At 56.4% G+C, this 21,881-nt stretch carries 19 protein-coding genes; 12 read left to right on the forward strand and 7 right to left on the reverse strand.

What is annotated here, in order from left to right; genetic code table 11:
- The first annotated feature begins 6 nt into the window (after positions 1 to 6).
- The 12 genes from ACZRJQ_RS17430 to ACZRJQ_RS17485 all read left to right on the forward strand — a co-directional run bounded on the left by ACZRJQ_RS17430 (position 7) and on the right by ACZRJQ_RS17485 (position 14,752).
- Positions 7 to 1,788 (forward strand): protein-disulfide reductase DsbD, encoded by a 1,782-nt coding sequence (locus ACZRJQ_RS17430; RefSeq protein ID WP_463979572.1) that lies wholly within the window; start codon positions 7 to 9, stop codon positions 1,786 to 1,788.
- Between the two features lie 130 nt (positions 1,789 to 1,918).
- Positions 1,919 to 2,374, forward strand: a complete 456-nt coding sequence (gene aroQ / locus ACZRJQ_RS17435) for a type II 3-dehydroquinate dehydratase (protein WP_463979573.1) — start codon at positions 1,919 to 1,921, stop codon at positions 2,372 to 2,374.
- A gap of 25 nt (positions 2,375 to 2,399) precedes the next feature.
- Complete coding sequence (accB, locus tag ACZRJQ_RS17440) at positions 2,400 to 2,861, forward strand: acetyl-CoA carboxylase biotin carboxyl carrier protein (protein WP_048366506.1); 462 nt, start codon at positions 2,400 to 2,402, stop codon at positions 2,859 to 2,861.
- Between the two features lie 17 nt (positions 2,862 to 2,878).
- The gene (gene accC, locus ACZRJQ_RS17445; RefSeq protein ID WP_463979574.1) at positions 2,879 to 4,237 is read left to right on the forward strand and encodes an acetyl-CoA carboxylase biotin carboxylase subunit; all 1,359 of its coding nucleotides are present in this window, start codon (positions 2,879 to 2,881) and stop codon (positions 4,235 to 4,237) included.
- A 172-nt stretch (positions 4,238 to 4,409) separates the two neighbouring features.
- A complete protein-coding gene (gene prmA, locus ACZRJQ_RS17450) occupies positions 4,410 to 5,288 on the forward strand; it encodes a 50S ribosomal protein L11 methyltransferase (protein WP_463979575.1) in 879 nt (292 codons plus the stop codon).
- Positions 5,289 to 5,318: 30 nt separating this feature from the next.
- The gene (locus tag ACZRJQ_RS17455) at positions 5,319 to 6,563 is read left to right on the forward strand and encodes a DUF3426 domain-containing protein (RefSeq protein WP_463979576.1); all 1,245 of its coding nucleotides are present in this window, start codon (positions 5,319 to 5,321) and stop codon (positions 6,561 to 6,563) included.
- 196 nt (positions 6,564 to 6,759) lie between these two features.
- Entirely contained in the window at positions 6,760 to 7,773 is a 1,014-nt protein-coding gene (gene dusB, locus ACZRJQ_RS17460; RefSeq protein ID WP_463979577.1) for a tRNA dihydrouridine synthase DusB, read from the forward strand.
- Positions 7,770 to 8,090 (forward strand): DNA-binding transcriptional regulator Fis, encoded by a 321-nt coding sequence (gene fis / locus ACZRJQ_RS17465; protein WP_003439210.1) that lies wholly within the window; start codon positions 7,770 to 7,772, stop codon positions 8,088 to 8,090. Before dusB ends, fis begins: the two co-directional genes overlap by 4 nt.
- Before the next feature lie 81 nt (positions 8,091 to 8,171).
- On the forward strand, positions 8,172 to 9,779 hold the full coding sequence (purH, locus tag ACZRJQ_RS17470; protein WP_463979578.1) for a bifunctional phosphoribosylaminoimidazolecarboxamide formyltransferase/IMP cyclohydrolase: 1,608 nt from the start codon (positions 8,172 to 8,174) through the stop codon (positions 9,777 to 9,779).
- Positions 9,780 to 9,909: 130 nt separating this feature from the next.
- Entirely contained in the window at positions 9,910 to 11,208 is a 1,299-nt protein-coding gene (purD, locus tag ACZRJQ_RS17475; RefSeq protein ID WP_463979579.1) for a phosphoribosylamine--glycine ligase, read from the forward strand.
- Between the two features lie 98 nt (positions 11,209 to 11,306).
- The gene (locus tag ACZRJQ_RS17480) at positions 11,307 to 14,087 is read left to right on the forward strand and encodes a hybrid sensor histidine kinase/response regulator (RefSeq protein ID WP_463979580.1); all 2,781 of its coding nucleotides are present in this window, start codon (positions 11,307 to 11,309) and stop codon (positions 14,085 to 14,087) included.
- Between the two features lie 68 nt (positions 14,088 to 14,155).
- Positions 14,156 to 14,752, forward strand: a complete 597-nt coding sequence (locus ACZRJQ_RS17485) for a MarC family protein (RefSeq protein ID WP_463979581.1) — start codon at positions 14,156 to 14,158, stop codon at positions 14,750 to 14,752.
- A gap of 31 nt (positions 14,753 to 14,783) precedes the next feature.
- Here the strand turns inward: ACZRJQ_RS17485 and ACZRJQ_RS17490 are convergent, their stop codons facing one another.
- The 7 genes from ACZRJQ_RS17490 to cobG form a co-directional block, all read right to left on the reverse strand.
- Entirely contained in the window at positions 14,784 to 15,416 is a 633-nt protein-coding gene (locus tag ACZRJQ_RS17490; RefSeq protein WP_463979582.1) for a hypothetical protein, read from the reverse strand.
- 46 nt (positions 15,417 to 15,462) lie between these two features.
- A complete protein-coding gene (locus ACZRJQ_RS17495) occupies positions 15,463 to 16,176 on the reverse strand; it encodes a hypothetical protein (protein WP_463979583.1) in 714 nt (237 codons plus the stop codon).
- Between the two features lie 74 nt (positions 16,177 to 16,250).
- Positions 16,251 to 17,021, reverse strand: coding sequence for a hypothetical protein (locus ACZRJQ_RS17500; RefSeq protein WP_463979584.1), 771 nt, complete (start codon positions 17,019 to 17,021; stop codon positions 16,251 to 16,253).
- Between the two features lie 494 nt (positions 17,022 to 17,515).
- A complete protein-coding gene (cobJ, locus tag ACZRJQ_RS17505; protein WP_463979585.1) occupies positions 17,516 to 19,204 on the reverse strand; it encodes a precorrin-3B C(17)-methyltransferase in 1,689 nt (562 codons plus the stop codon).
- Entirely contained in the window at positions 19,201 to 19,935 is a 735-nt protein-coding gene (locus ACZRJQ_RS17510) for a precorrin-2 C(20)-methyltransferase (protein WP_463979586.1), read from the reverse strand. The genes cobJ and ACZRJQ_RS17510 overlap by 4 nt, the downstream gene beginning before the upstream one ends.
- Complete coding sequence (locus ACZRJQ_RS17515) at positions 19,932 to 20,558, reverse strand: precorrin-8X methylmutase (RefSeq protein ID WP_463979587.1); 627 nt, start codon at positions 20,556 to 20,558, stop codon at positions 19,932 to 19,934. Before ACZRJQ_RS17515 ends, ACZRJQ_RS17510 begins: the two co-directional genes overlap by 4 nt.
- Entirely contained in the window at positions 20,551 to 21,858 is a 1,308-nt protein-coding gene (gene cobG / locus ACZRJQ_RS17520; protein WP_463979642.1) for a precorrin-3B synthase, read from the reverse strand. The genes ACZRJQ_RS17515 and cobG overlap by 8 nt, the downstream gene beginning before the upstream one ends.
- Positions 21,859 to 21,881 lie beyond the last annotated feature (23 nt).

Raw genomic sequence — 21,881 nt, forward strand, 5'->3', positions numbered from 1 at the left:
ATTCCCATGCGCCGTTTGTTTTTGCTCTTGTGTTTACTCTTCGCCGTGCCCGCTATGGGCGCGGGCCTGCTGGACAACCGCCCCAGCGCGACACTGGGCGCCATCAATAACAGCAGTGACTTCTTGCCGGTGCGTGATGCGTTCAAGCTGAACCTGATCCAGAGCACACCTGAAAACATCAAGTTACGTTTTGTTCCGACCGAAGGTTATTACCTGTACCGGCACCGGTTTGCGTTCAAAGCCGAGCCTGCCGATATCGCGCTGGGTAACGTGCAACTGCCGCCCGGCGAAGCAAAGCATGATGAGTATTTCGGCGACGTTGAGGTTTATCACGGCATTGTCGATGTCGATATTCCACGCCCCGCCAACGACCAGCGCCCGTTCACACTGGTCGTCACCTATCAAGGCTGTGCCGACAAGGGCTTGTGTTACCCGCCTGAAACCGAACGTTTGAACATCGGCGGCACGCCCGCCACACAAAGCGCCAGCGATCGCACAGCCGCCGTACCCAACAGTTGGAGCTGGCGTGAGCTGGCCTTGTTCTTTCTGGCGGGTCTTGGCCTGACCTTTACCCCGTGTGTGCTACCCATGCTGCCCATCCTCTCGGGCGTGGTGTTGCGCGGCCAAGTGGGCGGGTTGCGGGGTTTTAGCCTGTCACTGGCGTATGTTTTGCCGATGGCAGCCTGCTTTGCCCTACTGGGGGCATTAATGGGCATGTTCGGGGCGCAACTCAACTTGCAAGCGCGCCTGCAATCGGTGTGGGTACTGGTGCCCTTTGCGTTGTTTTTCGCGATTTTTGCGTTGGCCATGTTTGGGGTGTTCGAGCTCAAACTGCCGCAAGCCATCAGCAACCGGCTGGATCGCGTAGCCAATCGCACCCAAGGCGGCTCGTTGTGGGGCGCCGCGGTACTGGGCGTGGTGTCCAGTTTGCTGGTTTCACCTTGCGTGTCCGCCCCCTTGGCCGGGGCATTGCTGTACATCAGCGCCAGTGGCGATGCGCTAGGTGGGGGGCTGAAATTATTCGCGCTGGGCTTGGGCATGGGCGCTCCGCTGCTGTTGGTCGCCACTGGCGGTGCAGCTTGGCTGCCAAAAAGTGGCCCGTGGCTGGTGAGCGTCAAAAATGCCATCGGCGTGCTGTTGCTCGGGCTGGCCATTGGCCTGTTGAGCCGAGTGCTGCCCGGCCCAGTCACATTGCTGTTGATCGGCTTACTGGCCGCTGGCGTGAGCTTGTTTTTGGGCACGCTGGAGTTCGTCTATAAAGCGCCTCGCCAACGCTTGACCCAATTGCTCGGCCTGTTTTTGCTGGTCTACGCGCTGGCCTGCTGGTTTGGCGCACTCAGCGGTCAAAGCGACCCGTTCAACCCTATTGGCCGCGCACTCGCCACCACCAGTGCAGTGTCTGGTCAAGCGCAAACCACGGACGACTGGCAAACAATCACCACATCAAGCGAGCTGGACAACGCGCTGGCTCAAGCCAAAGCGCAAGGCCAACCGTTGCTGCTGGACTGGTACGCCGACTGGTGCATCAGTTGCAAAGTGATCGAGCACGAAGTGCTGAATAACCCGCAAGTGGTAGAACAACTCAAAGGTTATCGGCTGGTGCGCTTTGACATGACCGCCAGCAATGCCGAACAACGTGCGCTGCTGGATCGCTACCAATTATTCGGCCCACCCGCATTGATGTTGTTCGGTAAAAACGGCATCGAAAAAAGTGACCAACGGGTCATTGGCGAGATCAACGCCGCTGACTTCGCCGAACGTGTTGCGAACGCGAATGACCAGATCTAGAGCCTTGGTCACAAACTTTTCGCGAACATCGGTCATCGTGCTGGCTATTGCAGACAACTGGACACTGATTCAGGTTTTCGGCATAGTCGCCCGGCACTGACAACTGCACCCACATAACAAGGAACAGCAGATGGCGACCTTTTTGGTTCTGCACGGCCCCAACCTGAACCTGCTCGGCACCCGCGAGCCGGGCGTCTATGGCGCTACCACCTTGGCGCAAATCAATCAGGATCTGGAACAGCGAGCCCGCGACGCCGGTCACCATTTGCTCTACCTGCAAAGCAACGCCGAGTACGAACTGATCGAGCGCATTCACGCTGCCCGCGATGAAGGCGTGGATTTTATTCTGATCAACCCGGCGGCTTTTACTCACACCAGCGTGGCATTACGTGACGCATTGCTGGCAGTGAGCATCCCATTCATCGAAGTGCATTTGTCTAACGTGCACAAACGCGAACCTTTCCGCCATCACTCCTACTTCTCCGACGTTGCGGTAGGCGTGATCTGCGGCCTTGGCGCCAGCGGTTATCGACTGGCCTTGGAGGCCGCCCTGGAACAGCTTGAACTACAAGCTAAACGCCCCTGACCGACCCATTGGGAGTTGACGATTCATGGATATCCGTAAAGTTAAGAAACTGATCGAACTGCTGGAAGAGTCCGGCATCGACGAGCTGGAAATTAAAGAAGGCGAAGAGTCCGTACGCATCAGCCGTCACAGCAAAACTCCCGCTCAACAGTTCTACGCACCAGCGCCAATGCAACAAGCACCGGCCGCTGCTCCAGTAGCCGTTGCGCCTGTTGCCACCGTAACCGAAGCGCCTGCTGCACCAAAACTGAACGGTTTTGTGGTCAAGTCGCCAATGGTCGGTACGTTCTACCGCACCCCGGCTCCAACCTCCCCAGCCTTCGTTGAAGTGGGCCAGAGCGTTAAAGTCGGCGACACCATCTGCATCGTTGAAGCGATGAAAATGATGAACCACATCACGGCCGAAAAAGCCGGTGTTATCGAATCCATCCTGGTAGAAAACGGTCAGCCGGTTGAATTCGACCAACCGCTGTTCACCATCGTTTGAACCACGGGGAGCCAACGATGCTGAAGCCTCAGAAGCTGGAAAAAGTTCTAATCGCTAACCGCGGTGAGATCGCCTTGCGCATCCTGCGGGCATGCAAGGAACTGGGCATCAAGACCGTCGCGGTGTACTCCACTGCTGACAAGGAACTGATGCACCTGGGCCTGGCAGACGAAACCGTTTGCATCGGTCCGGCACCAGCCAACCTGTCTTACCTGCACATTCCGGCCATCATCGCGGCAGCCGAAGTCACTGGCGCCACGGCGATTCACCCCGGCTACGGCTTTTTGGCTGAAAACGCCGATTTCGCCGAGCAGGTCGAAAAATCCGGTTTTGCGTTCATAGGCCCTAAAGCCGACACCATTCGCCTGATGGGCGACAAGGTTTCGGCCAAGCACGCCATGATCGCAGCGGGCGTACCAACGGTGCCGGGCTCTGACGGCCCACTGCCTGAAGACGAAGAAACCGCACTGCGCATTGGCCGTGAAGTCGGCTACCCGGTGATCATCAAAGCCGCTGGCGGCGGCGGTGGTCGTGGCATGCGCGTTGTACACCGCGAAGAAGACCTGATCGAAGCTGCCAAGCAGACCCGCGAAGAAGCGGCGGCCTGGTTCAGCAACCCGATGGTCTACCTCGAAAAATACCTGACCAACCCACGTCACGTGGAAGTTCAGGTGCTTTCCGACGGCCAGGGTAACGCGATCCACTTGGGCGACCGCGACTGCTCGCTGCAGCGTCGTCACCAAAAGGTTCTGGAAGAAGCGCCAGCACCGGGCATTGATGAACAAGCACGCAAAGAGGTTCTGGCGCGCTGCGTTCAGGCGTGCGTGGACATCAACTACCGTGGTGCGGGCACGTTCGAGTTCCTGTACGAAAATGGCCGTTTCTACTTCATCGAGATGAACACTCGCGTGCAAGTAGAGCACCCGGTGTCCGAAATGGTCACCGGCATCGACATTCTCAAAGAGATGTTGAGCATTGCGGCAGGCAACACGCTGTCCTTCACCCAGAATGACGTGAACATTCACGGCCATTCTCTGGAGTGCCGCATCAACGCTGAAGACCCGGCAACGTTCATGCCGAGCCCAGGCATGGTCAAGCACTTCCACGCTCCGGGTGGCAACGGCGTTCGCGTCGATTCGCATCTGTACAGCGGCTACAAGGTTCCGTCCAACTACGACTCCCTGATCGGCAAGCTGATCACCTGGGGCTCGACCCGTGACGAAGCCATGGCCCGCATGCGCAATGCACTGGACGAAATCGTGGTAGACGGGATCAAAACCAACATCCCGTTGCACCGCGACCTGGTGAATGACGAAGGCTTCTGCAAAGGCGGCGTCAACATTCACTACCTGGAACACAAACTGGCTAACCAGTAAGTTTGTTTCCTGATCAACAAAGCCGCTTTCGAGCGGCTTTGTTGTTTCTGATACGCGCCTGAGCACAACTTTTCATCGCTTTTTGATTACCCGCCACGGTCACGCTCGCGTAAACTGGCGCGCTTCTCGCAGCCCATCGGCTGCACACTCCTATTTTTCAAAGGTGCCCGCCATGCCTTGGCTGCAAGTACGCCTCGCCATCAGCCCAGAACAAGCCGAAACCTACGAAGACGCGTTCCTCGAAGTCGGCGCTGTTTCGGTAACGTTTATGGATGCCGAAGATCAGCCAATCTTCGAACCCGAGCTCAACACTACCCCACTGTGGTCGCACACCCACTTGCTGGCACTGTTCGAAGGCGGCACCGAAACCGAACTCGTGCTGTCCCATCTGGAACTGCTGACCGGCGCACCGCTGCCTGAACATCACGCCGAAGTCATTGAAGATCAAGACTGGGAACGCAGCTGGATGGACAACTTCCAGCCGATGCGTTTCGGTCAACGCCTGTGGATCGTGCCAAGCTGGCATGCCGCCCCAGAGCCTGACGCCGTGAACTTGCTGCTCGATCCGGGCCTGGCTTTTGGCACCGGCACCCACCCGACCACCGCGCTGTGCCTTGAGTGGCTGGACGGTCAAGTGCTTAAAGACTGCAACGTGCTGGACTTCGGTTGCGGCTCGGGGATTTTGGCCATCGCGGCCCTGTTGCTGGGCGCCAAAGAAGCCGTCGGCACCGATATCGACGTGCAAGCGCTGGAAGCTTCGCGCGACAACGCCGGGCGGAACAACATCGCCGAAGCACTCTTCCCGCTGTACCTGCCGCAAGACCTGCCACAGGTTCAAGCCGACGTGCTGGTTGCCAACATTCTGGCTGGCCCGCTGGTCGCCTTGGCGCCCCAGCTGTCGAGCCTGGTCAAACCGGGTGGCCGTCTGGCGCTATCGGGCATCCTCGCCGAACAAGGCGAAGAAGTCGCAGCCGCTTACGCTCAAGACTTTGATCTGGACCCAATCGCCAATCGCGATGGCTGGGTGCGCATCAGTGGTCGTCGGCGCTAGAATGCACGCCTGCCTAATCCGGATGGCCGCATGAGCGACAGCTTCGTTACACAGTGCCCACATTGCCAAACCAGCTTCCGCGTTAACCATGGCCAATTGAGCATGGCGCGCGGCGTGGTTCGCTGTGGCGCTTGCCTGCAAGTGTTCAACGCTGCACAGCAACTGCTCAACAAGAGCACTGAAAAAGCGCAGCCCACCCCCGTGGCCACGCCTGCTGTCGAGCAGCCGCCAATCGAGGAGGCGCCCGCCAAAGCCAAGGCCATCAGCCAGGCCCAATGGAAAGCGACGGAGCTTGACCTCGAACATCTGGATCTGGACGAAGAGCTGGCCAAGCTTGAGGAGCTGGAAATCCAGCCCAGCAAGAGCTTCGGCCAAGCGCCCAAAGCCAAGCAAGAGACGCTGAGCGCTCGTCGCGAACGTGACGAAACTGAAGAAGACCAATGGTCTGACAGCTTGTTCAGCGAATCAGCCGCCGAGCGCGCCGAATCATCGAATACCCAAGACAACCCGGCTGAGCCCTCCAAACAAGGGCGCACAGAGCCTTCCTTGTCATTGGATCTGGACGAGCCCGACCAAACGCCACCGCTGGATCTGTCAATTAATGACGAGATTGAGCCGCCATTAATGGGTGAGCGGCTGTCTGCGACCGATGATGACGAAGACGATGAGCCATTGGCCCCAACGCCTGCCCCTAAAGCCAAACGCAAACGCAGCGAACCGGGCGTGCGCGACGAAGTGCTGCTCGACTTGGTAGACGACCCGCTGCATCTGGACTGGCAAAAGCGCCGCACGCCGTGGGGCAAGCGTTTGCTGTGGGGGATATTGGTGCTACTGGCCGCCGCCGCGCTCGCAGGGCAGTACATCGCGTATCACTTCGAAGAGTTGGCCCGACAAGACCAGTTTCGACCTTATTTTCAGCAGCTATGCCCAAAAATTGGCTGCGAGGTGCCCTCCAAGGTCGACATTGACCGAATTAAAAGCAGCAATCTGGTAGTGCGAAGCCACCCGGATTTTGCCGGAGCATTGGTGGTAGACGCCATTCTTTACAACCGAGCACCGTTTTCTCAGCCCTTTCCGCTGCTGGAACTGCGCTTTGCTGACCTCAACGGCAAAATGATCGCCAGCCGTCGTTTTAAGCCCGGCGAATACTTGAGCGGCGACTTGCTCGGCAAAGCTGAAATGCCCCCGCAAACCCCCATCCACATTGCGTTGGACATTCTTGATCCGGGCCCCAAAGCCGTGAACTACAGCCTGAGCTTTCACTCGCCCGAGTGAGCGAACGCGCCCCGCAAGTCTGAGCTGCACGTCTCAAGCGACACCCGTTCGCCCAAAACGTGCGGCTTATAGCTCAAAACTTGCCGCCTGCTGTTCAATTTTTATCCAATTCAGCCTTTATCCGGTCATCGAGAGCGGGTATCATGCCAACCCTTTTTCGAACTCTCCAGATCCGGCCCCACAACAGGGAAGTCCTATGTCGGCGGTACGCATCGGTCCATATACATTGCACAACGGTTTGATTCTTGCCCCGATGGCAGGCGTCACCGACCAGCCCTTTCGTCAGCTTTGCCGACGCATGGGTGCGGGCTTGGTTGTTTCGGAAATGGTCACCAGCGACATGAGCCTATGGAACAGTCGCAAATCGCGCCTGCGTATGATCCACGACGGTGATCCCGAGCCTCGCTCGGTACAGATCGCTGGCGGTGATGCGCAAATGCTGGCAGACGCCGCCAGGGCCAACGTGGAACTGGGCGCACAGATTATTGACATCAACATGGGTTGCCCGGCAAAAAAGGTCTGCAACAAGGCCGCGGGCTCCGCGTTATTGAAAGACGAAGCATTGGTGAACGAGATCCTGCAAGCCGTTGTGGCTGCGGTTGATGTGCCGGTCACCTTGAAGATCCGCACCGGTTGGGACCGGGACAACAAAAACGGCCTCACGGTAGCAAAAATTGCCGAACAAGCCGGGATCACAGCACTGGCTGTGCATGGCAGAACCCGTGCCGACCTGTACACCGGCGAAGCCGAGTACGACACCATTGCCGCCATCAAGCAGGCCGTGTCGATTCCGGTGTTTGCCAACGGCGATATAGATTCACCCCGCAAGGCCCAGCACGTGCTGCAAGCGACTGGCGCTGACGGACTATTGATTGGCAGGGCGGCTCAAGGGCGGCCCTGGATTTTCCGCGAAATTGATCACTTTCTGAGTACCGGCCATCTGTTGCCAGCACCGGAAATGAGCGAAGTGGAACGTATTCTGCTAGAGCATCTGGCCGCATTGCACACCTTCTATGGGGAGGTATTGGGGGTACGTATTGCCCGCAAGCATGTTGGTTGGTATCTCGCAACCTTGCCGGGCGCCAAGGAGTTCCGCGCCCACTTCAATCGTTTAGAAGATACGGAAGCACAATGCGCCAACGTTCAGGCGTTTTTCGCCGAACGACACAAGAGCCTGGGGACAGGGGACGAAGGATGGGTGGCCGCATGACGATGATGACCGAGACATTAGTGAGTGGAACAACGCCCGTGAGCGACAACGTCAACCTGAAACAGCACCTCAATACACCGAGCGAAGAAGGTCAGACCCTTCGTGGCAGTGTCGAAAAGGCGCTGCACAATTATTTCGCCCACCTGGAGGGCGCAGAAGTCACGGACGTGTACAACCTGGTGCTTTCCGAAGTCGAAGCCCCTTTGCTCGAATGCGTCATGAACTACGTTAAGGGCAACCAAACCAAAGCCTCTGAGTTACTGGGCCTCAATCGCGGCACCTTGCGCAAAAAACTCAAACAGTACGATCTGCTGTAAGCATTCAATCAAACCAGAAAGGCGTCCTCGTAAAACGGGCCGCCTTTTTTGCTGACTCCTTTGCTTTTGATGGAAATCGAGATGACCGATCAGACTACCCGCCTGCCGATCCGCCGCGCTCTAATCAGCGTTTCCGACAAAACCGGAATCCTTGATTTCGCCCGTGAACTGGAAGCCCTCGGCGTCGAGATCCTCTCCACCGGCGGTACGTTCAAGCTGCTGCAAGACAACGGCGTAGCCGCTGTTGAAGTGGCTGATTACACTGGTTTCGCTGAAATGATGGACGGGCGGGTTAAAACCCTGCACCCGAAAATCCACGGCGGCATTCTGGGCCGTCGCGGTATCGACGACGACATCATGAACGAGCACGGCATCAAGCCGATCGACTTGGTAGCGGTCAACCTCTACCCGTTTGAAGCCACCATCAACAAGCCAGGCTGCGACCTGCCAACGGCCATCGAGAACATCGATATCGGCGGCCCGACTATGGTTCGTTCAGCCGCTAAAAACCATAAAGACGTGGCGATCGTGGTCAATGCCAGCGATTACGCCAACGTACTGGAAAACCTCAAGGCGGGCGGCCTGACCTACGCACAGCGTTTCGACCTGATGCTCAAGGCGTTTGAACACACTGCCGCCTACGACGGCATGATCGCTAACTACATGGGCACCGTGAATCAAGCGGCTCCAACCCTGAGCACAGAAGGCCGTAGCCAGTTCCCGCGCACTTTCAACAGCCAGTTCATCAAGGCTCAAGAAATGCGCTACGGCGAGAACCCGCATCAAAGTGCGGCGTTCTATGTTGAAGCCAAGCCAGCTGAAGTCAGCATCGCTACGGCCACCCAGCTGCAAGGCAAGGAGCTGTCGTTCAACAACGTAGCCGACACCGACGCGGCACTGGAATGCGTAAAAAGCTTCGTTAAACCAGCCTGCGTAATCGTCAAGCACGCCAACCCGTGTGGCGTTGCGGTTAGCCCCGACGCAGAAGGCGGCATTCGCCAGGCTTACGAGCTGGCCTACGCCACTGACACCGAGTCGGCTTTTGGCGGCATCATCGCCTTCAACCGTGAGCTGGACGCCGAAACCGCTAAAGCCATCGTTGAGCGCCAATTCGTTGAAGTGATCATCGCGCCATCGGTCAGCGAAGAAGCTCGTGCCATCGTGGCGGCCAAAGCCAACGTGCGCCTGCTGGCCTGCGGCGAGTGGAGCGCCGAGCGCGTGCCGGCGTGGGACTTCAAACGCGTCAATGGCGGCTTGCTGGTACAGAGCCGTGACATTCAGATGATCGGCAGCCAAGACCTGACCGTCGTGACCAAGCGCGCGCCAACCGAGCAAGAGATCAACGATCTGATCTTCGCCTGGAAAGTGGCCAAGTACGTGAAATCCAACGCCATCGTCTACGCCAAGGGCCGTCAGACCATCGGTGTCGGCGCAGGCCAGATGAGCCGCGTAAACTCGGCACGCATTGCCGCGATCAAAGCTGAACACGCTGGTTTGCAGGTTCAAGGCGCGGTTATGGCATCGGACGCGTTCTTCCCGTTCCGTGATGGCATCGACAACGCAGCCAAGGCCGGTATCACAGCCGTGATCCAGCCGGGCGGCTCAATGCGTGACAACGAAGTGATTGCCGCCGCGGATGAAGCCGGTATCGCGATGGTATTCACGGGCATGCGTCACTTCCGTCACTGATACACCGCTCCCCCTGTAGGAGCTGCCGCAGGCTGCGATCTTTTAAGATCAAAAGAATCGCAGCCTCGTTGAACTCCGCAGCTCCTACAGAGGCTTGCAGCGCCTCCCACAGATTTTTGAGGTTTTTGAAATGAATGTTTTGATCATTGGCAGCGGTGGCCGTGAACACGCACTGGCTTGGAAAGTAGCCCAAGACCCGCGCATCACTAAAGTGTTCGTTGCACCAGGCAACGCCGGCACCGCCATTGAAGCCAAGTGCGAAAACGTCGAGATCGACGTCCTGGCCCTTGAGCAATTGGCTGACTTCGCCGAGAAGAATGTTTCCCTGACCATTGTTGGCCCAGAAGTACCGCTGGTGGCCGGCGTGGTTGATCTGTTCCGTTCCCGTGGTCTGGACTGCTTCGGCCCAACCGCTGGCGCCGCTCAGCTGGAAGGCTCCAAAGCGTTCACCAAAGACTTCTTGGCACGCCACAAGATCCCGACCGCCGATTACCAGAACTTCACTGAAATCGAACCGGCACTGGCTTACCTGCAAAAAGTCGGCGCGCCAATCGTGATCAAGGCCGACGGCCTGGCAGCGGGTAAAGGCGTGATCGTCGCCATGACCCTGACCGAAGCCGAAGACGCCGTGCGCGACATGCTGGCGGGCAACGCTTTTGGCGAAGCCGGTTCGCGTGTTGTCATCGAAGAGTTCCTCGATGGCGAAGAAGCCAGCTTCATCGTCATGGTCGATGGCAAAAACGTATTGCCAATGGCAACCAGCCAAGACCACAAACGTGTTGGCGACGCTGACACCGGCCCGAACACTGGCGGCATGGGCGCTTACTCCCCTGCCCCTGTGGTCACCGCTGACGTTCACCAACGCGTGATGGATCTGGTCATTTGGCCTACCGTTCGCGGTATGGCCGAAGAAGGCAACGTCTACACGGGCTTCCTGTATGCAGGCCTGATGATCGACAAAGCCGGTAACCCGAAAGTCATCGAGTTCAACTGCCGCTTCGGCGACCCAGAAACCCAGCCGGTGATGCTGCGCCTGCAATCGAGCCTGGTGCTGCTGATTGAAGCCGCATTGGCCCAAGCGCTGGACAAGGTTGAAGCGCAATGGGACCCGCGCCCAAGCTTGGGTATTGTTTTGGCAGCAGGCGGCTATCCTGGCGACTACGCTAAAGGGACGGTGATCCACGGTCTGGACGCTGCTGCCAAGCTGGAAGGCAAGGTATTCCACGCAGGCACTGCCTTGAACGAGGCTGGTGAAGTGGTCACTGCCGGGGGGCGTGTACTCTGTGCCACCGCACTGGGCAATACGGTCGAAGCGGCGCAAAAGCAAGCCTACGCACTGGCGGCTGCCATTGAGTGGGACGGCTGTTTCTACCGCAACGATATTGGTTACCGAGCCATTGCTCGTGAACGCGGCGACGTTTCGGAATAAGCAATCCATGCAGTTAGGCAAGGCCCTCAAACCTTGCCTAACTATTCCAGCGCCGCGCATAGTTATTACAAGGCATCAATTTACGAAGGGATTTCGCCGTGCGCTGGCTCAGGATCGCCATTGGTTTAACCGTCAGTTTGCTGACCACTCTGCTCTGCTTGCTGCCAGTACACGCTGCGCAAGGCAGCAATTGGTCCGTACTTTCTGACCCCCGAGGCGACCTGCAATTGAGCGATGTCCGCTCTGCACGGATGTCCAATCAATTCAGCCCTATCGAACTATCACGGCTTCAGGCTGCGCAGCCCAATGAAGCGCTGTGGCTAAGATTTCAATTGGTACCGGACAAACACGAGCAGGTTCTGCGTGTGTTTGCGCCCGACCTCTCACGTCTGGATCTCTACGTTCTGGATGATCAAAAACTGATCAATGAAGTCACTACAGGCAACGCCCTGTCCCAAGCAGATAAACCGCTGCCCAGCAGCGACTTCCTGCTGCCGTTACCCCAAAGTAATCACACGCTGGACGTCTACCTGCGTCTGGTTTCAGAACATCAATTGCGCCCGCACATCACCCTTGATACCGCCATCATGACGGCGGCCAATCAAGGTAAACCCTTGCTTTACGGGCTGTTGCTTGGCTGCTTGGCGATGTTGGTGCTGCACAACCTGGCGCGCTTTGTTTACACCCGTACCATCAGTTGCTTGTGGCTCGCGATCTGTGAAGCCTTGTTGCTGACCAGTTCAGCGCTGTTTCTTAACCTGCTGGGCCCTTGGTTCCCCGAGTGGCACGGCGCGCAAACTCCCGGCGCGTATCTGGCGCTGCTGCTGAGCGCACCTTGTGCGCTTATGTTCACTTACAGCTTTTTCTCAACCCGAGGCCCGATTCCACTGCACCGGTTGCTGCTGGCCGACATCGTGATCATCGGCGTCGGGGGCTTGCTGCTGTTGTTTATCGATACCTTGCCGCTGAACTTGATGACTTACGGGTTTGTGGGCCTTGCGAGCCTGAGCATCCTGCTGGTGTCGGTTTACCACTGGCAAAAGGGTTATGGTCCGGCCCGTTTCTTCGTTGCCGCAATGGTGATGTTCAATATCGGCACCCTGATTGTTCTGCCTGCGCTGCTGGGCTTAACCCTGATTGCACCGCAAGAACTGGTACTGGCGCTGATGATACTGATTTGTATCAGCGGCTTTTTGATGAGCATTGCGTTAAGCGAACGCAGCCGCAGCATCACCGAAGACGAATTCAGCATCAGCCGCGAGTTGGCCGCCAGTAACGCCGAAGTGAATGCCAAAGCCGAATTCCTGGCCAAAATCAGCCACGAAATTCGCACCCCCATGAACGGGGTATTGGGGATGACCGAGTTGCTGCTCGGCACGCCGTTATCGGTCAAGCAGCGTGACTACGTGCAAACCATCCACAGTGCGGGCAACGAACTGCTCACACTGATTAATGAAATCCTTGATATCTCCAAACTCGAATCAGGGCAGATCGAACTCGACGACGTACAGTTCGACCTCAACGCACTGATCGACGACTGCCTGAGTATTTTCCGCACCAAGGCCGAACAGCAAAACGTCGAGCTGATCAGCTTCATACAGCCACAGGTGCCACGCGTCATCAGTGGCGACCCCACGCGCCTGCGCCAGACGCTACTGAGCCTGCTCGAAAGTGCCCTGAAGAAAACAGACGAAGGCGAAATCCTGATCGTCGTCGCCCTCGAAGAACGCGGCGACTCGCCACGCCTGCGCATTGCCGTTCAGGATTCGGGCCAGCCAATAGACGAGCTAGAGCGGGACGCTTTGCTGCATGCCGAACTGCACAGCAAAAACTTCCTCGCCGCGACCCGCCTCGGCGGCCATTTAGGCTTGGTGATTGCTCGCCAGTTGATCATGTTGATGGGCGGAGAGTTCGGGATTAAAACCGGGCAAACCAAAGGCACCAATTTCTGGCTGACCCTTCCGCTGGACCCACAACTGCTTGAGCACCCAACGTCTGACCTGGACAGCCCGCTCAAGGGGGCACGCGTGCTTGTGGTTGATGACAACGACACCTGCCGCAAAGTGCTGGTGCAGCAGTGCACCGCCTGGGGGCTGAACGTGAGCGCGGCAGCCTCGGGCAAAGAGGCCTTGGCCTTGTTGCGTACTAAGGCCCACTTGCGTGATTACTTCGACATTGTGCTGCTGGACCAGAACATGCCCGGCATGACCGGCATGCAGTTGGCCGCCAAAATCAAAGAAGACCCGAGCCTGAACCACGACATTTTGCTGGTGATGCTAACGGGCATCAGTAACGCGCCCAGCAAGATCATTGCGCGCAATTGCGGCATCAAGCGCATTTTGGCCAAACCCGTGGCGGGTTATACCCTCAAAACCACGCTGGCCGATGAACTGACCCAGCGCAACAAAGGCCACACAGCCGCACAAATAGTCGCCAACAGCACTCCGACAGCTCCCATTTCAGTGCCCGGCGACTTCCGCATTCTGGTGGCGGAAGACAACAACATTTCGACCAAAGTGATTCGTGGCATGTTGGGCAAGCTCAACTTGCAGCCCGACACCGCCTGCAATGGCGAAGAAGCGCTCAAAGCCATGAAGTCCCAGCATTACGACCTGGTGTTGATGGACTGTGAAATGCCAGTGCTAGACGGCTTCTCGGCGACTGAGCAGCTACGTGCCTGGGAAGTCAGCAACCAGCGCGTGCGCACACCCGTGGTTGCCTTGACCGCCCATATTCTGGCCGAGCACAAAGACCGGGCGCGTCAGGCGGGCATGGACGGTCACATGGCCAAACCAGTCGAACTCTCCCAATTGCGCGAACTGGTCGAGTACTGGGTCGCGCAACGTGAGCTGCGTCAATCTCAGGCACAACCTTCATAGACGCGGGCCGACAGACTGCAAATGGCCTGATAGACTTCCGTCGCCCTCCTGTGATGTGAGTTCAGACCATGCTGCATGTTTTGTTCAGTGTGTACTTGAAGATGCTGGTGCTTTACAGCCCGTTCTTCGTGCTGTCGTGCTTTATCAGCCTGACACGGGGTTACTCGAAAAAAGAGCGCCGCCATCTGGCTTGGAAGGTTGCCCTCGCGACACTGATCTCCAGTGTGCTGCTGTACCTGTTTGGGCGGGTTATTTTTAATGTGTTCGGCATCACCGTAGATGCCTTTCGTATCGGCGCGGGCAGCGTGCTGTTTATCTCGGCCTTGGGCATGGCGCAGGGCAAGTCTGTGGTGCAAACCGACAGCGTGCAGCAAGACGTCACCATCGTTCCGCTGACCATCCCTCTGACCGTTGGCCCAGGCACCATTGGTGCATTACTGGTCATGGGCATCAGCCAACCGCATTGGGACGACAAGCTCATGGCGATTTCAAGTATCGCTCTGGCCAGCCTGACAGTTGGTGTGGTGCTTTATTTATCGAACCGAATTGAACGTATTTTGGGCGAACAGGGCTTACAAATCGTGAGTCGCTTGATGGGGTTATTTGTGTGCGCACTTGCTGCACAAATTATATTTACCGGTGTGCGAGGGTATATGGTGCCTTGAATGCCTCTTAAGCAGTTGAAAGACGGGACAATTAACGGGTCCAAGCATCACTCGCTGCCTCATCCAACTTTCTTATAATATCTTCACGATGGAGGGCATATTTAGCTTGATCGAATAAAAAAGCGCCTCCATTTGGCTGCACTGTCAAATCATAGAATGTTTCACTGTCAAAAAAGAACTGCTTAACTTCAATTGAAGACGACAGTATGACCCCGCAAAACAACAACAGTAACCGTCCCTGCTTGGTAAGCTCACACGATGTAATATTCACCATAACTGTTCGTTCACTGCCCGAATAGCCTCGAAAAAAATCGATTGCTCTTTTGTTGATCTGAAGCTTAGAAAAAGAGTTATTCGCAAGTTCAACCAGCTCGGCCGAGCCTGTACCGCCCTGCATCTTAAAATCTATCTCGTTAAAGCCTTGTAAATCCGACACTATTACCATGTCGGGAACAATGAAAGCCTCTAACGTACAACCAAATTTTATAATCCGATTCTGGTAGTAATTCATCCATCTGCTGGCCTGCTGATTTTTATCATATTTCTCGCTAGCAGAAATATCAGCATACAACATCAAATCCATGACATCTTGCCGAACTTGATCGTCTATCGCCTTACCAAAAGAGGCCAGCGCCATTTCCACTGCTGTAATTTTTTGACGCATGATACATTCCTTGCGTGAGCCCAGCCTTTTGAACACCCACAATAATTCAACCAGCAGAAATTACTGTGGGCGAAGGGATACAAATATCCATCACCGGCATACTTGGCAATTGACTAATATACTTGACGACTGACTCACGGACTCTTGAAAACTTAGAAAAATCCAACTCGGAAAAAGAAAATGAAGTTTTAATATTGCCTACAACCTCCTCCCCTGAAAAAGGAAGCGTGAACACATTCTCATCGACATCCAACCTAACAGAAAGAACAGTATTGACAGTTGCCATATAGCCTTTCGCTGCCACAACACTAAGCTGCACTGACACATCCGAAATATACTCTAACTCTCCTGTATTGCAGGATGACTTTTTCCTCACTATAGCCTGCCTAAAAATTTGATAGACACTCTCATTATTAACCAAGGCACAAAGCACACTTGCGACCCAATCTACTGGCAAATTAAACTTATCACCCACCACATGACCCACTCCAGAAACCATTAACTCTTGGACAGTAATGATCTTTTCTTTAGGCAACTTATCATCATAACTACCCGTGTTAGTTGTTATCCACTTTGCGTTTGTCTGGGCATCCGCTTGGCGCTTAAACCAGGCTTGACCCTGTTCAAACTTATCGGCCTCACGACTGGCATATAGCTGTGAATACATTAGTGAGTCAAGTACATCTTTTTTGTCTACTGCTGGCAGCATCTTCGACAACAATATCAACTGCCCACCCATCACCTTCGCCTCATAATCCATTATGTTTTTCTTCCAAAGTAACACGCATGAGAAAGCGGCACTAAGAAGCACCGCCCCACAAATAAATAGCTCAATTACAGATCAAAAAAACTGCTCGAAATTTTATCCAGCTTCTCTAGAATCATCTCTTCCCGACGCTTGTAAATTGTATGATTCAACTCCATCACTATCGAGGCACGTTTAATCTTCATATTCGAAGTTTTCCAATACCAAAACCAAGCCCCGCCCTCATTACTTGAAAACGCACACTCAATCCCGGTAATAACGGTAATAGCGGTGCCTCCTGCAGACTCTACGCACGGCATAATTTGGCAACTGGCCAAGGAGCCTTTTTTACTATTATTGTCAAACAACGTAATCGCGTCAGTATTCTTTTTAATTTTGTCAAACACACGCCCCAACAAAGGCAGTACAGCCGCAGTATTTACACCAGCCACTAATCTGACAATATCTAGAACGACGCTGTCCATCGTGACATTTGTTTGAGAGCTCTGATGATCATTAAAAGCAAAACTGGTGCTGAACCATCCGCAGTTTTTCATGGTCGATTCATAATGACGATACCATTTCAAAGGTTCCACATGCCTATCGTACTGCTCATCCGCCCAGACTTCAGAAAGAAGCGCACAATTCTGTAGCGCTTCACGTTTTTCTGGCGAAACTCCATCAGCAAAGCCTATAACAGTTGGAATCTCTTCGCCTATCAAGTCATCTCCACCGGCACCGGCTAGAAGTTTCGAGTCCACCTGCATTCTCGACACACGGGACTTAGGCGACAAAACCATATTTTTAAAAAAAATCGCTGCTTCTTCATCTGTTGGAACATCATTATTTAACATGGACATATGTATTTACCTTGTTTGGTTAATTGTTCATCCGGACTGTTTGTTGCCCGATGAACTAAACCTAGTAGCAAACAACCAAGACGTAAAACATTACCTCCATACTAAATATTACCGCGCCCTGCCGCATCAAAATAAACCCCATCAAATAAGGTTTTGTACAAAGTGTTTTCCAGCAAAGGTTAGCCAGGACGGTAACAGTCAAAGAACGACCGGAGTCGTGCACGACTTCACGTGTTGCAAATGAGTATTCAGAGCCTGTTTTCAAGCCTGAATAACCGAGTGCAGATACATTTCGTACATAGCCTATGCGGGCCATCGCACAGTTTAAAGCGCTATACCGCAATTAGCCGCGGAGACTTCCCGCATCCTAGCTATGCAAACTTCCCACGCCACACCACTGCAATGACTACATACACACGCAACTTAAAGACACATATAACAATGGCCCATTAAGGGCCATTGAGGTGTGGTTTATTATTTGATCGTTGATTGAATCAAGGCTTCTCGCCGTACCAGCGCGGCGTATACACCCACTCCCCGCCCTCGGGTCGCGAGAAGGTGCAGGTTGTCGATGAGCCAATTAGCACCATCGTGCGCATGTCCACCTGATCGGGTGTCAGCTCACCCAGTGTGGTTACGCGCAGCGTTTGCCCTGGACGACCAACGTCGCGCCCTAACACCACAGGCGTTTGCGCAGTGCGATGTTTGGCGACGATTTCCAGTGCGCGCCCTAGCTGCCAAGGCCGAGAACGCGAGATCGGGTTGTAGAATGCCAGCGCCAAATCCGCCTCGCAGGCAAGGTCGAGGCGTTTTTCAATGATGCTCCAGGGCTTGAGGTTGTCTGAGAGCGACATCACGCAGAAGTCATGCCCCAATGGCGCGCCAGCCTGTGCGGCCGTGGCCAGCGATGCAGACACCCCCGGCAAGATCTCTAGGTCAACGCTGTGCCACTGCGGGTTCGTCGATTCGTGCAACGCTTCAAGTACCGCGGCCGCCATCGCAAACACACCGGGGTCACCCGAAGACACCACCACCACCGAACGCCCTTGAGCGGCCAGTTCGAAGGCATGGCGCGCACGCTGCATCTCTTCGCGGTTATCCGTGCAGTGCAGCACTTGATCCGCACGGAACGGCCCCGCCATGCGCACGTAGGTTTCATAGCCCAACACGTCATTGGCGCGGGCCAGTTCAGTTTTAACGGCAGGCACCATCAATTCAGCGGCGCCCGGGCCAAGCCCGATTACGGCCAATCGCCCGCGAGGACGACCGATGTGCAACGGGTTCAAGGGCTGCGGCGCGATGGCTAATGCAAGGCTGTCGCTGACTTTTTGCCAAGCAAGGGGGTGTTCACCCACGTGCGATGGCTGCTCACCCGCATTTACAAATCGCAGCGGCACACCCAACTCAGCACAGGTTTGACGCAGTGTCACGCTGCTCATGAGGGTGTCCGCTGCCAGCACACAGCTCAAGGACTGCCAGGCAAGCCTCGCCTCGTGCAAGGTTTGGCGGATGGACTGGGCCAACTCTGGCACCTCGCCATTGACTGCCACCAGCACATTACGCGGGTAAATTAGCAACTCGTTGGCAACCGGTTGACGCTCCACGCTACTGACATGAACAGCCAGGCGCGCCTGTTGATCCTGTGGCAGTTGTGCTTGCGCCAGCCACGGCGCTTCGCCTTCGATACGCACAGACTCGCCGGCCAGCAGGTCAGAAACAAAACGCTTGCCCAGTTCAAGGTCGCCCAAGGTGTAACCCTCAGGCGGGTTGAGCAAGCAGGTGCCGAAACGCAATTCGCCACTGGTGGTGATGGCGGGCGAGATGCCCAGACCGACAGCAATTTCTCGCGCCATGTCATTCACGCCACCCAAGCCGCCAAGCAGCGGCACGACGGCGCTGGCGTCTTCTGCAACGGCCAGTACGGGCGGCTCGGCACCTTTTTCCAGCAGCAAAGGCGCCAGCGTGCGAATCACAATGCCCGCAGAGCACAGCGCAATAATCGGGGTGTCTTGCTGATACAACTGGCGCAGGGTGTCGCCAAAATCGCTGTATGTCAGGTCTGCGCCATCAACCCGCGTGGCCAGCCCATGAATGCGCGCAGCCGGGTAACACTGCTGAATACGTCGCGCTGTCGCCAGGCTGCCATTGCCCAGAATGACAATGGCCGCTGCCGGGCGGCTCAACCTTGCCACCGTTCGCCGGGCACGATAATCAGCGAAAAATAAGGCGAAGACATTGGCTCAACGTCACTGAGGGGCACGATCTTTTGATTGCTCATGGTGGCGCGCTCCACGTACAGCGCACGCTCGGCCAAGCCCAACTCGTGCAGCACTTCGCGCACTTTATGGAAGTTGCGACCCAGCTTCATGATGACGGCGGCATCGGCATCGGCCAAACGGCGCTTGAGTTCGTCGTGGGGCAACACGCCCGACAACACCGACAGGCTCTGGTTGCGATACACCAGCGGCACGCCCAATACCGAAGCCCCGCCCAGCATCGAGCACACGCCCGGCACCACTTGCGCTTCAAAGCGCTGGGCCAGTCGGTCGTGCAGATACATGTAGGAGCCGTAGAAGAATGGATCACCTTCGCAGATCACCGCCACATCGCGCCCGGCTTGCAGATGCTGCTCGACTTCTTGTGCCGCCTGATCGTAAAAGTCGCTGATGATTTGCTCATACGACAAGGGGGCAGGCAGCACTTCGGTGGTCACCGGGTACACCAGCGGCAACAGGTTTTGTGCATCTTGCAGGTGGGCTTCAATGATGCCGAACGCGTTACCCTTTTTACCCTTAGCCACAAAGTACGCCACCACCGGCGACTCGCGCAGCAGGCGCAAGGCTTTAACGGTGATCAACTCTGGATCACCCGGCCCCACGCCCAGCCCAATCAAACGTCCTGGCTGGGTCATCATTCGATCTCCGTTGCCAGCGCATTGACTGCCGCTGCCGCCATTGCACTGCCGCCTCGGCGACCCTGCATAATCACAAACGGCACGCCTCGGCTGTCTGCGGCCAGCATGGCCTTGGACTCAGCGGCACCGACAAAGCCCACCGGAAAGCCCAGAATCAGCGCGGGTTTTGGCGCGCCAGCGTCGATCATTTCCAGCAGATAAAACAACGCAGTTGGCGCATTGCCGATCACCACCACGCTGCCTTCCAGATACGGTCGCCACAGCTCAAGGGCCACGGCTGAGCGAGTGTTGCCCAACGCTTGCGCCATCTCGGCAACGCCGTCTTCTTTGAGGGTACAAATCACCTTGTTATTGGCGGGCAGACGGGTGCGGGTCACGCCTTCGAGCACCATGCGCGCATCACACAAAATCGGCGCGCCAGCGGCCAAGGCATCCCGCCCCGCCTTGCCGGCGCCGGGCGAGAAGCGCAGGTCTTCGATGGCGTCGACCATGCCGCATGCGTGAATGACCCGAACGGCGAGCTTTTCAAGGTCCGCCGGGATACTGTCGAGCTTGGCCTCGGCACGAATAATGGCGAACGAATTGCGATAGATCTCTTGACCGTCGCGGATGTAATCAATCATCGGTGTTGCTCCGTTGGCGGGCCTCAAGCCAGGCACTCGCCGCTTCAATAGTAAGGTTGCGCTCGCACAGAACACCGAAACCGGGTTGTTCTGGGCGGCGTAAATAAAGGTCGTAGTGACCGGGCGCCACCGCCAGTAAGGTGACGGGCGCGTCGTGGGCCGCCGCGCACGAACGCAGGCAGCCGGTCAGATGAACATTCAGAGGGTGTAACAAATTCGCAGCAAGTTCGCGCGCGTCTTGTTTGGTGTCAGCCAGACCTTTTGCACAGGCGCTGGAGCCGGTACACGCGACCAGATGCGCCAGCGGGTTGGTCTCATCACAGAGCAAACCCAGTGCTCGCAATTGATGCGTGACCCGCACGGCATCGCCTGCCCGCACATTGGGCAGCAGCACACTTTGCCAAGGGGTAAACCGCAAGGTGCCATCGCCATGCTCGCTCACCAACTGCGCCAGCCCGCGAAGCATGGGCACATCCAGCCGCCCAAGCGGTGCAACTGCCCCCACATAAACGCGGTCATGTTCACGTTGTGGATAAGTGCCAATGTGCCGCTGCACCACCTGTGCATCACGTCGCCAATCCGTCAGCGCGATCAATTCAAGGCCAAAACGCTGTGCCAGTTGCTCAACAAAACGCTCGACGGGCACGTCCTTGAGCACGTGCCGCAGGCGCGTTTGTTCAGGCCGAGCCACATCCAAAAACAACGTCAGCACGGCCATCACCAAAGCATGGCCCTGTTCGACAGGCACCGCCGCCACGGCTGCGTCGTGTGCCGGGCACCCCGCCAAACCGAAGGCCAGAAGCTTGCGCCCATCAAGGTCGAACGCGCACAGCCAAAGGTCGTGATGATGCTCCAGCATGGCCAGCGCTTCACCGCCATCCAACTGCACCGCAAATTTGGCCGACAACTCAGTCAGGCGCGGGGTGGTTTCAAGGCTGTCGAGAATCTGCCGAGCCAACGGCCATGTATCGATTACCGCCTGTGGGTCGATGCCGGCACTCGGGCTGAGCATCAGATTGCGCACGTCATCACTGGCGGCATTGCGTGGGCCAAGCCCGGCAGCCAACAGCGGGGCTATCAATTGTGCGTGCTGCGTGCCAACGCCTCGAATTTGCAGGTTGCCGCGATTGGTCGCCTCGATCACACCGCTGGCATAGCGCTGGGCCACATCAGCCACCGCCATCGCCTGAGCGGCCGTGATCGAGCCGCCTGCCAACTTGACCCGACAAATGCCACCGTCCATCGCCTGGACAATGCGTAATAACCCCGGGCACCCCGAAGGTCGCACAGGCGTCGTGATAGTGAGTTGAGGTGGCAAGGTCA

It is taken from the genome of Pseudomonas sp. E315, from assembly GCF_055406205.1.

What these genes read in the sequence shown, in the direction of transcription:
- ACZRJQ_RS17430 (WP_463979572.1), top strand. Translation starts at nt 7, where the DNA reads ATGCGCCGTTTGTTTTTGCTCTTGTGTTTACTCTTCGCCGTGCCCGCT.
- aroQ (WP_463979573.1), top strand. Translation starts at nt 1,919, where the DNA reads ATGGCGACCTTTTTGGTTCTGCACGGCCCCAACCTGAACCTGCTCGGC.
- accB (WP_048366506.1), top strand. Translation starts at nt 2,400, where the DNA reads ATGGATATCCGTAAAGTTAAGAAACTGATCGAACTGCTGGAAGAGTCC.
- accC (WP_463979574.1), top strand. Translation starts at nt 2,879, where the DNA reads ATGCTGAAGCCTCAGAAGCTGGAAAAAGTTCTAATCGCTAACCGCGGT.
- prmA (WP_463979575.1), top strand. Translation starts at nt 4,410, where the DNA reads ATGCCTTGGCTGCAAGTACGCCTCGCCATCAGCCCAGAACAAGCCGAA.
- ACZRJQ_RS17455 (WP_463979576.1), top strand. Translation starts at nt 5,319, where the DNA reads ATGAGCGACAGCTTCGTTACACAGTGCCCACATTGCCAAACCAGCTTC.
- dusB (WP_463979577.1), top strand. Translation starts at nt 6,760, where the DNA reads ATGTCGGCGGTACGCATCGGTCCATATACATTGCACAACGGTTTGATT.
- fis (WP_003439210.1), top strand. Translation starts at nt 7,770, where the DNA reads ATGACGATGATGACCGAGACATTAGTGAGTGGAACAACGCCCGTGAGC.
- purH (WP_463979578.1), top strand. Translation starts at nt 8,172, where the DNA reads ATGACCGATCAGACTACCCGCCTGCCGATCCGCCGCGCTCTAATCAGC.
- purD (WP_463979579.1), top strand. Translation starts at nt 9,910, where the DNA reads ATGAATGTTTTGATCATTGGCAGCGGTGGCCGTGAACACGCACTGGCT.
- ACZRJQ_RS17485 (WP_463979581.1), top strand. Translation starts at nt 14,156, where the DNA reads ATGCTGCATGTTTTGTTCAGTGTGTACTTGAAGATGCTGGTGCTTTAC.
- ACZRJQ_RS17490 (WP_463979582.1), bottom strand. Translation starts at nt 15,416, where the DNA reads ATGCGTCAAAAAATTACAGCAGTGGAAATGGCGCTGGCCTCTTTTGGT.
- ACZRJQ_RS17495 (WP_463979583.1), bottom strand. Translation starts at nt 16,176, where the DNA reads ATGGATTATGAGGCGAAGGTGATGGGTGGGCAGTTGATATTGTTGTCG.
- ACZRJQ_RS17500 (WP_463979584.1), bottom strand. Translation starts at nt 17,021, where the DNA reads ATGTCCATGTTAAATAATGATGTTCCAACAGATGAAGAAGCAGCGATT.
- ACZRJQ_RS17510 (WP_463979586.1), bottom strand. Translation starts at nt 19,935, where the DNA reads ATGATGACCCAGCCAGGACGTTTGATTGGGCTGGGCGTGGGGCCGGGT.
- ACZRJQ_RS17515 (WP_463979587.1), bottom strand. Translation starts at nt 20,558, where the DNA reads ATGATTGATTACATCCGCGACGGTCAAGAGATCTATCGCAATTCGTTC.